The organism is Trichocoleus sp. FACHB-262 (assembly GCF_014696035.1).
Taxonomy (GTDB): domain Bacteria; phylum Cyanobacteriota; class Cyanobacteriia; order FACHB-46; family FACHB-46; genus Trichocoleus.
The window spans coordinates 1-15,964 of the sequence record NZ_JACJPK010000065.1 but is presented as its reverse complement, the minus strand read 5'-3'; the positions used below and the strand labels follow the sequence as shown (position 1 = coordinate 15,964).

Below are 15,964 nucleotides of genomic sequence, written 5' to 3'. Positions count from 1 at the left end.
ACGATGGCCCAAGATGCGCTCAGCAAGTCCAAGCGCCCAGAAATCAAACAACTGGCTCAAGACATCATCAAGTCCCAAGAAGCTGAAATTCAGCAGATGCAGCAATGGCGACAAGCTTGGTACCAACGGTGAAAACAAGTTAGTACCAAAACTGCATGTTGCATGACTTAGTAAAAGCCTAGCGATCGCCGCCAAGCGAAAATTGCCCTCCAGCAAGCGCTCTACCCAGGAAACCGCCATGACTCCCCTGCCCCAATCTTCTATCTTTCAGTTCACAAGCACGCTCATAACTGTGCTGTTGTTGACCGCTCCAATTCAGAGCTGGGCTCATAAGGGACATGGAGACAACGAATTTCAGGAGAGTAGCCAAACGACTCAAGCGGCTGGGGCAATTTCAGTCGATGCGAAAACGGCTCAGCTCATGGAGCTGAAAGTAGAGCCTGTGACTCGTCAGCGGTTGGCCTTTGGCCTCAACACTACGGGCCAAATTGAACCCTTACCCAATCAGCAGGTAGAGGTGACGACTCCCGTAAAAGGTACCGTGACCCGTCTGCTCGTTAGTCCCGGCGATCGTGTCAAGGCGGGGCAGGCGGTGGCAATCATGACGAGTCCGGAACTGGCAGAACTGCGAACCACAGCTCTTGATCGCCGGTCTGAGGCGATCGCATCTGTGCAACAAGCCCAAGCAGATCTGCAACTAGCGCAACAGAACTATGCCCAGCAACAAAAAATCGCGGCTACTGAGCTGGCTCAAGTTCGCAGTGAAGTCAGTTTTGCCCAAGAGCGCTTTGACAAAGATCAGGAGCTATTGGCTAGCGGCGCGATCGCCAGACGCACATTTCTAGAGTCGGAAACAAAACTGGCTCAAGCCGAAGCAGCCCTGACCAAAGCTGAAAGCCGTTTATCAGTTTCGGAAGCTACCTCGCAACTGCGACATGCCGAATCAGCAGTACAGGTAGCTCAGTCACGGGTCAATCTGAGCGACGAAACCTACCAAACTCGGTTACGACAGCTAGGTGCGAATGCCAATGACGATGGCACGATTACCATTACGGCTCCAATTGCGGGAACCGTGGCCGATCTCGAAACCACGACAGGAGAATCAGGCGAAGACGCAGGCAAAAAGGTGATGACAATCATCAACGATAGCAGCGTGCAGGTCAGCGCCAATATTTATGAAAAAGATCTAGACCGCATTCAGACGGGGCAACGAGTGCAAGTAAAAGTGGCAAGTTTGCCCGATCGCACTTTTACAGGTCGCATTAGTGTGATTGGCGCTGCTGTGCAAGGGGAGACGCGCGTGATGCCTGTCAAAGCTGAGTTAGAGAATTCTGATGGGCTGTTGAAACCGAGGATGTTTGCGGAGTTGGAGGTTCTGACCGATCGCAGCCCTACTCCTGTGCTAGCTATTCCCAAGTCTGCACTGGTGGAAACGAATGACAAAAAGCAGATTGTTTTTGTGCAAAACGGCGATGCCTTCCAATCGACCGAAGTGACTTTGGGTCAAGCCTCAGGGGAGTTAGTTGAGATCAAAAACGGACTCTTTGATGGCGATCGCATTGTCACTCAACGCGCCATGCAACTCTATGCCCAATCACTACGTGGCGGCAGCAAAACCGCTGAGGATCACGAGCATGGAGAGACAACCACCACGACGAGTCGCCAACCCGCAATCCCTTGGTGGATGGTTATTCCAGTGGGAGGGGCGATCGCGGCGGGTACATTTGGGGCAGGCGTGTACTGGGCCAATCGTCGTCATCGTCGAGGTTTTAGGGCTCTTCAAGATTATGACTTACAAGATATTCCGGAGCAGGACAGGACTCACGTTCCTATAACTTCACAGGCTTCCGAGTCAAAGCGTTCTCTTCGTTAGCGACATTGAGCGAACTTTTATGCTAAGCGCCATTATTAAATGGGCGATCGCCCGCCGCTGGCTGGTGATTCTAGGCGCGATCGTCATCACAATTTGGATTTTTCGGACGATCATCCAAATGCCACTGGATGTATTTCCCCCCTTTGCTCCACCCCAAGTCGAAATTCAAACCGAAGCGCCTGGACTCGCGCCAGAAGAAGTTGAGTCACTGGTGACGCTGCCGATTGAAAGCGCTATCAATGGGACTCCCGGAGTGACAACGGTTCGTTCATCCAGTGCGGCCAGTATTTCGGTAGTGCGAGTGATTTTCAACTGGGGCACCGATATCTATCAAGCTAGACAGTTGGTCACAGAGCGCTTGCAATCAGCTCAGAGCAAGCTACCGAAAGGCGTGGAAACCCCGGAAGTTGCTCCGATTAGTTCTCCGATTGGCACGATCGTTACTTACGCCTTTACCTCCCAAACCACAGACTTAATGCAAGTGCGACGGCTGGTAGATTGGCAAGTCACCAATCGCCTCTTAGCCGTACCTGGAGTGGCTCAAGTTATCATCTTTGGTGGCGATGTGCGGCAGTACCAGGTCTTAGTGGCACCGGAAAAACTCCAAGCCTTTAATGTGTCTTTGCAGGATGTCACGGAGGCCGTAGCAGCAGCCAACGCGAATGCACCGGGAGGGTATTTAATTACCCCCGATCGCGAGAAGCTGATCCGCGGTATTGGCCGCATTGAAGACATTGAAGCGCTGAAGCAATCGGTAATTACAGCCCGCAATGGCACCCCAGTCAGGATTACCGAAGTCGCTGAGGTCAAAATTGGCGCAGCCGTGAAGCGAGGGGATGCCAGCGTGAACGGTCAGAAAGCGGTGGTGGCGATCGTGAACAAACAGCCGCTGGCGGACACGCCCACCGTGACTCGTGAAGTGGAAGCAGCAATGGCCGAGGTAAAAGCGGGTTTAACGTCGGATATCCAAGTGGCGACAACATTTCGGCAGGAAACCTACATTGATGCCTCAATCGAAAACGTCCGAGAAGCCCTGCTAGAAGGCAGTATTATCGTCGCCCTGATCTTGATTCCGTTCCTAATGAATTGGCGCAATCTAGCGGTCTGTTTAGCCGCTCTGCCGCTCTCCTTACTCGTCGGCATCTTGGCGCTAAATTGGCTGGGCCAGGGCTTGAACACGATGACCTTAGGAGGCTTAGCCGTTGCCATTGGCTCTGCGGTCGATGATGCGATCGTCGATGCGGAAAATGTCTACCGTTGTCTGCGCGAAAACAAGTATTCCCCCCACCCCCGTCCCGTTCTAGAGGTCGTGTTTGAAGGCTGCCAAGAAGTGCGAGATTCTGTCTTTGGAGCCACGATTATCACCGTTGTGGTCTTCTCTCCTATCTTTGCGCTGACGGGAGTTGAAGGCAGCATCTTCATCCCAATGGGGTTGGGGTATTTGGTAGCAGTCCTAGCCTCCAGTGTGGTTGCCTTAACCGTGACCCCAGCGCTATGCGCGATCTTGCTGCCCTATGGTCGCTTACCAGAGCGGGAACCCTGGGTAGCTCGATTCTTTAAAGGACTCTATTTGCCGCTACTCACATTCTCAATGCGGCGAGCGCCCATCATTCTTGGCTTGGCAATGGCTAGCCTGGTCGCGACCACGATTATCGTGCCATCATTTGGGCGGATTTTCTTACCGGAGTTTCAAGAGCAATCGCTAGTGAACACGCTGCTGCTCTACCCTGGTTCCTCTCTGGAAGCGACCAACAGTGCCGCCTCAGTATTAGAGCATCAGCTCAAGGACGATCCTAGATTTGCCTCCATTCAGGTGCGGGCGGGACGGGCAGAGGGAGATGCCGATGCTGCGGGTGTGAATTTGGCGCACATCGATGTGGAGCTAAGTCCAGCAGGGATGCAAGACCGCCAAACCACAGTGGAAGCCTTGCGCCAGGAATTTAACCAGGTTCCGGGAGCGGCTCCTAATGTGGGTGGCTTTATCTCTCACCGGATGGATGAGGTGCTATCAGGTGTGAGAAGTGCGATCGCCGTTAAAGTCTTTGGTCCCGATTTGGAACAACTCCGTATCCTGGGTCAGCAGGTGAATTATGTGATGCAGTCGGTTGAGGGCATCGTAGATTTGCAATTAGAACCCCAAATCCCGGTGGAGCAAATCCAAATCCAATTTGATCGCGGGACAGCGGCGAGATACGGCTTGAGCATGGGGCAGCTCTCCGAAACAATTGAAACCGCGCTGAATGGACGAGTGGTGTCTCAAGTTTTAGAACAGCAGCAAACCTTTGATTTGGTGGTTTGGCTCAACCCAGCCGCCCGCCAAAGCATAGACGCGATCGCGAACTTGATGGTCGATACGCCGAATGGCAATAAAATTCCGCTGGCTCAAGTGGCAACGATTCAGGAAAGCACAGGCCCAAACACCATCAACCGGGAGAATGTCTCGCGCCTGATTGTGGTCGCTGCCAACGCTCAAGGAAGAGCCTTGCGATCGGTGGTTAATGACATTCAGGCGCAAGTAAAGCAACAAGTGCAGTTGCCGCCAGGATACTACATTCAGTATGCGGGGCAGTTTGAAGCCGAAGAACGCGCCAGTCAAAACATTTTGGTCTTCAGCGCGATCGCCTTTGTGGTGATTACGATCATCATGTATCTCTCGGTGAAGTCGATTCCTTCCACGGCTGCGATCATGATCAATTTGCCGTTGGCTTTGGTAGGAGGCGTAATTGCCGTGGCTTTAACCGGAGGAATTTTATCGATCGCGTCGTTGGTGGGCTTCGTCACCTTATTTGGCGTCGCGACCCGGAATGGTCTGCTGCTGGTGGACAACTACAACACCAAGTTCGCCGAAGGGATGCTGCTCAAAGACATTTTGATCAAAGGTTCAATGGAGCGGCTAAACGCCATTCTGATGACCGCGTTTACTTCAGCCTTAGGGTTAGCTCCCTTAGTCGTGGCAGGCGGACCCGGAAAGGAAATTTTGCAACCCCTAGCGATCGTGGTTCTGGGCGGGTTATTCACCTCTACAGCGTTAACTCTGCTGGTCCTGCCTGCTCTCTATGCCAAGTTTGGCAAGCATCTGTTTCCTAACCTCTCTTCTACCAACCAGGAGAAAAATTATGCAATTAAAAGTTAGTGCGATCGCTGTTGCCGCCCTTGGACTCCTCTTCTTGGGCGCTTGCAGCAGTGGTAATCAGACCAATAATCAGGCGGTTAATTCAACCGGTAGCCCTGCTGCCTCTACAGCCACCAGTCCCAGCTCTGCCCCAGCAGGCGCTCACGGGGGGCAAGGAGGACAAGTGGTTGAGTCTGGTCCTTACCATTTGGAACTCGTGACCGCTAAAGAAGCGGTAGGGACTCACATCGACTTCTTCTTGCAGAAGGGAGACAATCATGAGCCTGTTGCTAATGCCAAAGTCACCGCTCAAGTGCAGTTACCCGATGGCAGTCAGAAATCCTTAGACATGAAGTATGACGCGCAAGGTCAGCATTACGCCGCCATCTTGCCGGAGAGTAACGCTGGAGAATATAAAGTCGCCATTCTTTCAGATATCGGCGGTGAGAAGGTGAATGGTCGCTTCAGCTTTAAGCAGTAGGGTATGGGGCTGGAGCCATAAGCGAATGCGAATTCTATTGGTAGAGGATGAAGTTGATCTCGGCAAAGCGATTCAGCGCGTCCTAAACCGAGAAAAATATGTGGTGGATTGGGTGCAAGATGGCAATGCTGCTTGGGAGTATCTAAATACTGAATGGATTGAATATACCCTAGCGGTCTTTGACTGGATGCTTCCAGGCTTATCTGGCGTAGAACTCTGCCAGCGACTCCGCGCTCAGCAAAAATCTCTCCCTGTTTTGCTGCTCACGGCTAGGGACCGCATGGAAGATAAGGTCGTAGGCTTAGATGCAGGGGCCGATGATTATCTCGTCAAACCGTTCGGGATGGCAGAACTTCTGGCCCGGATGCGAGCCTTGCAGCGGCGATCGCCCCAAATCCAACCGTCGCAACTACAGGTGGGACATCTAGTGCTAGATTACGGCACCCACCAAGTTTTTCTCCAGGTTGCAAGTGGGGAGACAGCGGCGATTGCCCTGACAGCTAAGGAGTTTCAGACCCTGGAGTATTTCATGAAACATCCCAACCAAGTGGTCACCAGCCAACAGTTGATGGATCAGCTTTGGGAGGTGGGAGCGGAACCAACTAGCAATGTGGTAGCAGCGCAAATTCGTCTGCTCCGACGCAAACTGGCTGACGCAGGCTGTGATGGCTTGATTGAGACTGTGCATGGCCTCGGCTACCGACTCCACGCCCATGCAGCAGAATAAGCTATTTAATCGCACTCGCGCTCAACTGGCGGGCTGGTACGCTGGCGTCATGGGGCTGATTCTCAGCGTCAGTGGCTTGGTTGCTTACGAGATGTTGGCATACACCCACTGGCAAGCAGTAGAACAAGAACTTCAGTCGATTTCGGGCACCCTACACGACACCCTAGAACCGAAGCTGAAACAGCCTAATCGCCTTGAACCTGTAGTCAAACAAGTCCTACCAGGGTTATGTCTGGTTGGTACTAGCTGCTCCCAGGACTCGCAATCTCGGCACATTCTCGGCATTGTCCAAACAGGCAACTACTACGTGCGCTTTTTTAACCAATCGGGGCAAATGTTGGCTCAACTCAGCTCACCACCCCCAGGATTACCACCGCCAACGACTCAAGAAGGCTGGCAGACTGTTCGCGACGATGATGACAGCCGCTACCGCCAAGTTACCTTGTTGCTAAAAACAGCTACAGGAGTTCCTTGGAGCTATATGCAGATTGGGCGATCGCTCCAGGAATTTGATGACCATCTTGCCACCCTCAGATTATTGCTCGCAGTCGGATTGCCGCTTTCGATGCTGATCGTGGGAGGTGCCAGTTGGTGGCTCGCAGGATTGGCGATGCAGCCTGTTTTCCGCTCCTACGCCCAAATGCAACAGTTCACCGCTGATGCAGCCCATGAATTACGCACCCCGATCGCGGCTATCCGAGCCACGGTAGAAGCAGTTGAAAATACTGCTTCTCTCTCGCCTGAGGATGTGCAGGACACTTTAGGCGCGATCGCTCGCCAAAACCACCGACTGGCTGCCCTAGTGCAAGATCTCTTGCTGCTCTCTCGCATGGATCAAAAGAAGTCGGTAGACAGGCATCAGTATTGCTGTCTCAATGACTTAATCAGTGACTTGGTAGAGAGTTTATCGGTGCTTGAGATTGCTGCTCCGATTCAGTTAACGGCTCAGATCCGAGCTGACGAACCGTTATATGTCACAGGAGATGAAAATCAGCTCAGCCGATTGATCTCTAATTTGATTGTCAATGCTCTGCAATACACTCCTAACGGTGGGATCGTGACAGTGACTTTAGAGCAAGTGGATACCCACGCTCTGATTCATATTCAAGACACCGGAATTGGTATTGCGCCAGAACATCAATCCCGCATCTTTGAGCGCTTCTATCGGGTCAGTGGCGATCGCTCTCGTCAAACGGGAGGCACTGGCTTAGGGTTAGCGATCGCCAAGGCGATCGTTGAGGCTCATCAAGGGAGCTTGAAAATATGTAGCGAATTAGGCAGAGGTAGTACGTTTACAATTTGCCTGCCTTTAGAGAAGTAAGGATGCAGTCAAGCTGAAAAGCTTACTTCGTCGTTGCTCTGTTGCTTTTCTTGCAACTAGTTAAGATTGTGAGTTCCTCTCAATGAGTTCTTCAAAACTCAATTCAGCTAAGGCTTTTCAGCTCATTTTGGCCCAAAGGTATCTGGAGGTGTCAGAGCTACAAATGGAGGGGGCGATCGCCTTTCTCATTTTTTGAGAGATGGCGCTTAGCAACGATTCAAGTCGAGCATTTGTATTGCAGCGATCGCGCGTCCCTTTGATGTTTAGATGCGCAATAGCTCAGAGCCTACGGTCGTTTGCGGTTTCCCGTTTACCGGAAAACTTGTCTCAGCAGTGGTGTTTTTTGTTTGGGTATTAACCACTTGCTGAACTTGCTATAGAGTGCAGGAATCACCAGCAAGGCCAATGGTTAACCTTGCACAAACTTCTTAGGGACGAAGTGGGATGGATGGGACTACTTGGTTAATCATCGGCTGACTCTGCGGTTGGCTTGCGGGTGGAGCGCAAGGACGACCTGTAGCATCAACAAAATAGCAATTTTGGGCTCCGAAACTGGTCGAAGCTACCTCCACTCTTGGAGCGTTTTGATTACAAAGTTTCCCTAGGTCAAATGTTTGTCCATTTTCTCCTTGGAAATAACAAAGTGGTACATCTGTGTTGGGATTTGCCACAGTAGGATAAGCTGCCTCACCCACAGGCAATTGACTGAAAGCCACCTTTGGCAAGAAAGCAGTTAGGGCTGCAGAGACTAAGGCGGTCAAGCGTAAAGATCTCAGCATGATATTTGACCTCGTATTTTGCTAAATGTGTCTTTAAAGTGTGTTTTTCAAGTTGTCACTAACCCAATTTGCATCACAGCTCGCACTGTGATCACTGCTCCTAATAAGGCAATTCCTAAAGCTCCTAAGGCAGGCAGGACTTTGGTTAATTGTGTCTGGACGGGCAATCCCTCAAATAGGCGCTTGGTGCAAACCAGCAGTAATCCCAAACCAGTCAGCACTCCTGCCAATCCCAAACTAAAGGCCAAAACTAACACGACGCCAAAGCCAACACGACCTAAGGCGATCGCACTCAGCAGCAACACCAAGGCAGAAGGGCAAGGTAACAAACCGCCAGAGATGCCTAAAGCTAGCAAGTTCCGCCAAGTAACCGGAGTACCATCTGCTCCAGGGGGTAAATGCGAGTGAGTATGGCCTCCCTGACTGTGGCTATGAGGAGCTAAGTCAGCCTCGTGCTCGTGTTGATGAGAATGAAGGTGATGCTCATGAGCGTGAGAATGAAGGTGATGCTCATCGGCGTGACCATGCAAATGATGGTGAGCAGATTTCTGGCTTCTGCGCGACGACCAACGACTGAACCACTGGTTGCCGCGCATGCGACTGAAGAACAAGTTGAGGCCCAAGCCAACCACAATCAGCCCAGAAATTGCACTCAGCCAAGGATAGAGCTGTTCTGGCAAAATAAACTGAGAAGCAAACAGGGCAACTAGTCCCAGGGCGAAGATACCAGTTGTATGGGCGATGGTAGTCGTTAGCCCTAAAAACAAAGCGTGCTGGACCGTAGCACGTGACCCGACTAAATAAGCGCCAACAATAGTTTTGCCATGTCCCGGTGTCAGAGCGTGCATGGCTCCCCAGAGAAAAGCCCCGGCGATCGCGATCGGTACACTTGCCGCTAGCTGCCAAGGCGACCCTTGGATTAACGCCGATTCCTGATTTTCAGGACTAAAGATGGCATTTTGCACTTGTCCTTGATGAAAAATGGTCGCTAGACAACGGGCTGTTGGTATTCCTGGTAAAAACAAATCGTAGTAAATCTTCAGGCCTTGAATCGGACGGAGCCAACTGTAGGTCAGGAGTAAAGTGCTATGAGTCCCTGCTGTCGCTTGTAGATTGGATGGCAGGGTAGTCGTGTCGGCGGGTTGAACCGTTAAAGTACTGGTTTGGCGCTGGGAATCAGTCAGTCGAATGCGATCGCTCAAAAAACGCTGAATCTCAGTTTGGTGTTTAGCGACTTCCGATGGGGAAAGCTGTTTGTCTTGGTTATCGTCGGCTGAAGCCAGTAGACCCGTAGGAAAGGTCAGGGTGATCTGAGCTTGAGTTTCTGCCACCCTGATCTCTGCCACCGCCAAGTCTGCCCAATGCGATTGACTCGGCGTTGCAGTTACGACCCAAAGCAAGAGAGACCCCAAAAGGGAAAACAGACTGAGCCTGAGCAGGCGATACCACTTTCTATTCACAACATTCATAACCCTGTCAATCCTGCTTCTTATCAAGAATTCAGCTCAACCCTAAAAGTCCTACACCTAAACCCAAAGCCCGCTGAGCTTGCTGATCAAAGGTAGGATCTGCTTCTTGGGCTAACTGGAAAAAATGTTGAGCCTCCACCGAGTTGCCTAAGGTTTGTTCAATCACACCCGCTCGGTGGAATAAAGCTGCATCTCGAATCCCTGGTTGCAGTGCTGCCTGCATTGCTTGCCGCGCTTCTGGCCAACGTCCTACGCTAGATAAGGCCCAAGCGAAGGTATCTAGAGTTTCAGCATCCCGCCGTGCCTGCACCTCTTGCTGCATCAAGGTCAATGCCTCCGCTATATCCTTTGGTCTGCCTCGTTCTAACAACAAGTGCGCCAGTTCGCGACGATGACCAAACCCGGTCAGATCTTCCCGTAAACGCGCCTCTGCTCGATCTCGCCAAGAGTGGGCCGCAGCCGTATCTCCTAACAGTTCCTTGACGCGGGCCATGCCACGCATCACCACATGGTCATGAACGGTTGGGGATTTTTGAGAAGTTAAAGCAAACTGAGAATAATAACGCTCTGCTGCCCGATAATTTCCCTGCCGTACCTCTAGTTCAGCTAGATTCAGTAGAGCTGGGGGATACTGGGGCAAAATCCGCAACGTTTCTCTGTAAAGTGCTTGTGCTTGTGGAAGTTGGCCTCGCTTGAAGTACAACCGCCCTAAGAGGGTACGTGCCCAGACAGAACTCCCGGTTTCCTCGGGTTCTTCTACGGCGATCGCCTGTTGTAGGTCTTGAATCGCTGCTCCATCTTGGCCTTGAGCCACCTTCACTAAAGCCCGTTGCGTTAGAGCTCCTAGAGAAGGAGCTTGCTTCACGAGTTGCTCTGCCGCTACATCAGCCGCTGCAATATCACCTAGCGCTAAGTGGGCCGTGGTCGCAACAGAGAGTGCGTCTGGGCTACCTGGGGCTTGCTTTAACAGCCGCAAAGCTTCAGCAAAATCATGTCTTGCAGTTGCCACTCGCGCCAGCACCAAAACTGCTTCAGAGTTAGAGAAGGATAAGTTAGCCAACGACTGTTGCGCCGTTTGCTCTGCTAGTAAATACCAACTGCTTTCTCCCGTGGCACGTGCCATTTTTAAGTAAGCTCTAGCCAGGGCTGCCCGATTCAGCCCTCCTTTTGGGTCTGAGAGAATCCGAGTTTGATAGAAAGCCATCTCTCGTTCCAGCGCTTGCGTCACCTTACCCGGATCAGGGCGAGAGAACTGGTAACGATACAAGGGATCGAGCTGTGCCCTAGACTGCTGTTGCCACAAGCCCAAGCCAATTGGAATCAAAACAAGCAGGCCCACGACAGGCAGAGCCACCAAACGGGGCGACGATAGAACTGCTCTGAGCCTGTTTTGCCAAGCTGCTGAAGCGTCGTAGTTTATCAGTTTCACAGCTCTTACTCCTTAGTGCTCCCCATCTCATCCCCTCTCATTTATGCTTGCGACGCATTTCAATCCCCTTGTACCCACTTACGGGTAGGCGTTACCACCAAAGCAGAGAAACGCATTGAAGGTTTCTTGGGCAAGGAGGATCAAGATGCGATCGCGGTTGGCTTAGTTAGGCAGTGCTAAATAAGGGAATGTAGGCTCAAGTGCCTTGTGACCTTGAGCGGGATTACCAGGTTGACCTTCATAGGAGACGTTGTCGCTCAGGGGTTGCCCAGCCACCACACTTAAGGTGATATCGATCACGTCATCTTTGATCAAGCGACCCCGAATTGGACTGCCCTTGGCATTGAGAGCATTGGCGTAGCCACTTGGGCCTGTGGTATCAATCCGCATAACATCAGGCAAAAAGGCACCGAGCAAGGCATTGGCTCGCGCTTCTGGATTGCCAAAGGCCAGGAGGGTCTGTTTGACTTCTCCCACAATGGGGCCAGCAATATTAGCCGCAGGTTGTCTGCCCGCTAAAGCGGCCGCTTCAAAATCAGGCCCCACACTGTTTAAGGCATTCAAGAAGTCATTGGTTACAACCAAACCTTCGTTGATCGCAGGTCTGGCTAAGCGCTCCACCTGCGTAAACTTGCCGTTTGCTCCCGCTGCTGAAATGGTTTCCCAAACGTCAAAGGTTGTTGTAGCGGTGGGGCCTTGCAGAAATCGGATGGGGACTCGCACTGCGATCGCGTTGACGTTGTAGCCTTTGGCAAAATCAACTGCGGTGCTAGGGTCGCGGAAACCTACTTTTGGCCCAATGCCAAGCGCACCGCCCCGAACCCGGAAATATTGCTCCACATCAAAGAAGAAAGGATCTTCTCGTAAACCCGCAAAAACAGAAACCTGAGAACCACCGAGCGCCACCTGGCTGACTTCGGGAGCAGTATTGAGCGCTGTAGTTTGCAACTGCTGATTTGCAACTAAGGTCGCACCATCGCGAATTGCCGTCAGCTTCATGCCTTGTTGGCCTTTAGCATTGGGCTTGTCAAACTCAAATCGTAGCGTTACATCTGGTACACCTGTGGGAGTCGCATCATTGTTGCCCACTCGCGAGACCTTAAACTCATATCGGGCTTTGGTGCTGAAGTAGTATTGCTGACGAGCCAGCGATCGCGGGTTTGTATTCATGATCAAGATCAGATCCCCGGCTGAAGCGTTGGGATTCTGATCTTGTTCTCGAAAGACAAATAGATCGGTCAAATTCAGATTGCGGCCTTTAGTATCCACCTCACCATCATCGTGGTCGGACGCTTTCAAGTATTGAGGTGCTAAGCCAGCAGTCAAAGCAATCCCTAAAACTAGCAGGCTTAACTGAGCCACAAGGCCAAAGCGCCAACGGCGGGCAGAAGTTTTAGGGGCAGTCGTGGGTTCATTCAATGAGGGGCTAGCCTCATGGAGCGTAGGGGGCTTAGGCATTATAGAGGTCTCCTAAAAAGATAAAAGAGTGACTGCATCCAGCCGAGGTAGGGCGGCATCTGGGCGAGATTAGTAGCGAAATCCAGATGGAAGTACCTATGTCAGAGGAACTGAAGCGCGTTGCTGTTTTTTGGATTTCCATCGGCTCCAAGTAGCCCCAGCACCCAGCGCCATCAGGCCCAGAGCAGCAGTCGGTTCTGGCACGCTGGCGGGTGGAGTGGATTGGGCAGCGGTGCTGGCTCCTGTCAAGGCGATCGCATAAGTGCCACGGGTTGCACTCGTTCCCGCAAAACCGCTCAGGGGCAATTCACCCCCTGGGCCCGTGGGTTCTAGGACATCATTGGTACCAGTCGCAAAAATGTCGCCATTGTTACTGACGGGGTTATAGCCAGCACTCGCGAGCGCTAGATAGTAAAGCCCCGATTGGCTAGGAGAAAACTCGCCAGAGAGCAGCGTCGGCTGTAGGGAGCCAAAGCTGTCATCGTTACCGTAGATACCTTTACCTTCTGCGTCAAATAGAAATAACTGCGGATCTTCCAGCAGAGTAGTAGGCGCTCCGAGAAGCTGATTGACTGGCAAATCCACCAAGGTTTCTAGACTGATAGTGGTAGCAGAAAAGGTCTGTCCCCCAGTCAAAAAGATTTCAAACAGATCAGCATCGTTGTCTGCTAAGGCTCCACCAAGAAACTCTAGTAAAGTTGGCCCAGAGGGAATAGCTTGAGCTGTGTTGAGGGTTTGGCCTGCATCTCCAATTTCAATTAAGGTGACTGCATAACTAGGGCTAGCGGCCAAAAATAACCCTAACGCAGGCAGCAATATTGCTGGTATAAATTTTTTCATTGCTTTTCTCTTTGAGAAGGTTTTCTAAGCGCTCTCACGCACTCAGATTTACGAGTGTCATCAAAGTTAGATACGTAGTTTCACTCGTGGCATCTCTTGAAAATCAAGTAAAATAGATTACATTGCATCAAGATGAAGATCCAAAGCACGGTTGATTAATGGGTGGGGTCGGTCTATAAGGGATGCCTGAAATCGCTTGAGTGCAAGCCAGGCATGCAGAACTTACAGTCATACTGTGTTCGACGAAGCCAGGAATTTCCAGACCAAAAAGTGCTCATTTTTTGTTCACTTTTGCTGAGCTGTGCTTAGCTAATCTCTTGATGCCAGAGGATTTCGGTCAGCCGAGCCATACCGTTTTTGAGGTGGCGACGAAAGGTACTGAAGGGGACATCGAGTAACTCAGCAACTTGCTCTTGGGTCGGAGTGGGTTGAAGGTAAGTATGATAGAGCGCTCGGTAAAGTTTTGCTTCCCGATGAGAAGCTTGTAACGATGCGGCTGCTTCCTGAACTAAGTGCTGCAAAGCCGCTACTCGCTCAGCTTTATTTGCGTTGGTAGGCGATCGCTCCATCACCAGCCGAGATTGCAGCAGAGGATTGTGATAGAGCCGATCCGGATGGCTGAAGTGCCGCAATAAATCCCGCACCGCGATCGCAAAAGCAGGTTGGCTTAGAACTAGGAGAGGTTCACCCAGAGGTGCAGGAGTAGCAGCCTGCGCGGAGGCAGCAATTTCTCGCTGGGCTAATAACTCCTGCCAAGCCATTGGTGACACCACTCGCCAATCATGCCCATAAACCCCATAGCGCTGCTCCCCAATGGTGAAGTCTGCCTCAGGTAGGCGGGTTAAATCGGCATAGGCGAACATGGCCGCCCAAAAATCTGGATCGGCACAAGCAAAGAAAGTGAAGGCCAGTTTCGGTGTGAGGCGATGATGCTGAACAAAGTTAATGAAGATCAAGCTTTGGGTTGGAGAAACAGCCTGGTAAGTTTCTCGCGCCATCCAAAAACGGAATAATGTCGCTCCTTCGCCCAAGCGTAGAGGAGCATAGGTTTGAAGATAAGACCATGCGGCTTGGGTGCCCGGGTCGCCAGCCACATCTGCGGCAGTGGCTTGGTGTAAGGCTAGAGTCATGACAAAGCCGACCAGTTGCTGCTCTATATCTCGAAACACCAATACATTTTGGGGCTGTCTTTCGAGCCAGTAGTCTGCTAACTGGGCTGAAGCTGCTCCCTCATGGGTCGTGACGATTTGAAGCAACGCGGGGCGATCGCTGGGACGGAACGTATCCGTGACTAGACTGCTAGTTTCTTGCCAGGTAAAGCGAGGGCGAACCGCAGGATTATCTCGATGCAGAAAAATGTAGTCGAATAGCACCCGATGCTGTGCTTCCCCCTGAGTTTGGCCGAGGCGTTGGGTGTAGTACTGGCGCGATCGCTGGTGGAGTTCGGCATACCAATCGGGATTGCGCCAACGCAAATCAGCTACTAACACTTCACGCGCCAGATCGTGGGGGAATAGACCCGCTCGCCCCGACTCGACAAAAGAGAGCGATCGCAACCAGTCGAAAAGTTCATGCACATCCCGTTGATCGAGCATGACCGCAAGCAAGGCTTCTGTAGTCAACCGAACTAAACTACAAGCTTCCAAAGCAACGCGATGCGCAGAGCTAGGCACCTCTTGCACAAATCTCTCGAGGAGGTTCTTGACGACATCCGGAGCAGTTTCAGGCTGAAAACTTAACTCTTGCCCCTGAGCAAAGACATCCGCGACTAGAGATAGAGCTAAAGGATACCCATAAGTAAAGTTGAGCACGGCCTGATGTTGATTTACCGGAACAGCTCGCTTGATCAGGTAATCTCGGCTTTCCTCTGGGCTAAGGTTCCGTAAGGGTAAAAGATGGATTAAAGCTTGCCAACCTGAATCAGTCCGCCAGCCCGCCGCAGGTGCATGACGACCCGCAATCACGGTGAGGATATTGGCAGGAAGCTGAGGTAGAAACTTTTCGCGCAGCCAACTATCAAGGGGAGCGAGGTTTTCGTAAGTGTCGAGTAGGATAACCTGCCGACCTGTATGAGCCGCTAAAGCTACTAAAGGGGAGTCGGTCGAAGCTAGATTCAGATGAAGTCGCAGAGCTTCTAAAAAGGACTCTGGCGACGGCTCGATGTTGCGGGCATCTAGTTGGATGACGGGGATCTGGGCTGGCTCACAGAGGCGGGCAAATTCTCCCAGAAGTGTGGTTTTGCCAACGCCACCTGGACCGAAAATATGCAGAACATAAAATGGCAACTCAGCTCGGTTTAAAGCTGACTCAAATAGGTGGCGCTCGTGGGTACGCCCTACGAATCGCTGCTGGCGTACTGCCTCTAGATGCTCAGATAAGGATGGCATGAAAAATTACAGAAAAGTGCGGAGAGCTGAAAACCGCCGTAGTTCGTTCAGTAAGGTTATTCTTTTGATGTTTAATATATCGCTATAT

The 15,964-nt window shown here is 51.7% G+C and carries 12 protein-coding genes; 6 read left to right on the top strand and 6 right to left on the bottom strand.

From position 1 onward, the window contains the following. Positions 1-3: 3 nt before the first annotated feature. The 6 genes from H6F68_RS12860 to rppB all read left to right on the top strand — a co-directional run bounded on the left by H6F68_RS12860 (position 4) and on the right by rppB (position 7,514). Positions 4-132: a DUF305 domain-containing protein gene (locus H6F68_RS12860; RefSeq protein WP_313930109.1), complete on the top strand. Its 129-nt coding sequence runs from the start codon at positions 4-6 to the stop codon at positions 130-132. A gap of 106 nt (positions 133-238) precedes the next feature. Continuing rightward, positions 239-1,873, top strand: a complete 1,635-nt coding sequence (locus tag H6F68_RS12855; RefSeq protein WP_190559533.1) for an efflux RND transporter periplasmic adaptor subunit — start codon at positions 239-241, stop codon at positions 1,871-1,873. Positions 1,874-1,892: 19 nt separating this feature from the next. Next, the gene (locus H6F68_RS12850; RefSeq protein ID WP_190559531.1) at positions 1,893-5,006 is read left to right on the top strand and encodes an efflux RND transporter permease subunit; all 3,114 of its coding nucleotides are present in this window, start codon (positions 1,893-1,895) and stop codon (positions 5,004-5,006) included. Beyond that, the gene (locus tag H6F68_RS12845; RefSeq protein WP_190559529.1) at positions 4,990-5,466 is read left to right on the top strand and encodes a hypothetical protein; all 477 of its coding nucleotides are present in this window, start codon (positions 4,990-4,992) and stop codon (positions 5,464-5,466) included. Before H6F68_RS12850 ends, H6F68_RS12845 begins: the two co-directional genes overlap by 17 nt. Positions 5,467-5,491: 25 nt before the next feature. Then, complete coding sequence (rppA, locus tag H6F68_RS12840) at positions 5,492-6,193, top strand: two-component system response regulator RppA (protein WP_190559527.1); 702 nt, start codon at positions 5,492-5,494, stop codon at positions 6,191-6,193. Further along, positions 6,153-7,514: a two-component system sensor histidine kinase RppB gene (gene rppB, locus H6F68_RS12835; RefSeq protein WP_242065485.1), complete on the top strand. Its 1,362-nt coding sequence runs from the start codon at positions 6,153-6,155 to the stop codon at positions 7,512-7,514. The genes rppA and rppB overlap by 41 nt, the downstream gene beginning before the upstream one ends. Before the next feature lie 428 nt (positions 7,515-7,942). Here the strand turns inward: rppB and H6F68_RS12830 are convergent, their stop codons facing one another. The 6 genes from H6F68_RS12830 to H6F68_RS12805 form a co-directional block, all read right to left on the bottom strand. Beyond that, the gene (locus H6F68_RS12830; protein ID WP_190559524.1) at positions 7,943-8,293 is read right to left on the bottom strand and encodes a hypothetical protein; all 351 of its coding nucleotides are present in this window, start codon (positions 8,291-8,293) and stop codon (positions 7,943-7,945) included. A gap of 47 nt (positions 8,294-8,340) precedes the next feature. Next, entirely contained in the window at positions 8,341-9,762 is a 1,422-nt protein-coding gene (locus H6F68_RS12825; protein WP_190559522.1) for a nickel/cobalt transporter, read from the bottom strand. A 31-nt stretch (positions 9,763-9,793) separates the two neighbouring features. Continuing rightward, entirely contained in the window at positions 9,794-11,191 is a 1,398-nt protein-coding gene (locus tag H6F68_RS12820; protein ID WP_313930108.1) for a tetratricopeptide repeat protein, read from the bottom strand. A gap of 162 nt (positions 11,192-11,353) precedes the next feature. Next, entirely contained in the window at positions 11,354-12,649 is a 1,296-nt protein-coding gene (locus H6F68_RS12815) for a DUF4331 domain-containing protein (RefSeq protein ID WP_190559520.1), read from the bottom strand. Between the two features lie 96 nt (positions 12,650-12,745). Continuing rightward, the gene (locus H6F68_RS12810; protein ID WP_190559518.1) at positions 12,746-13,489 is read right to left on the bottom strand and encodes a PEP-CTERM sorting domain-containing protein; all 744 of its coding nucleotides are present in this window, start codon (positions 13,487-13,489) and stop codon (positions 12,746-12,748) included. Positions 13,490-13,794: 305 nt separating this feature from the next. Next, the gene (locus H6F68_RS12805) at positions 13,795-15,876 is read right to left on the bottom strand and encodes an ATP-binding protein (RefSeq protein WP_190559516.1); all 2,082 of its coding nucleotides are present in this window, start codon (positions 15,874-15,876) and stop codon (positions 13,795-13,797) included. Positions 15,877-15,964 lie beyond the last annotated feature (88 nt).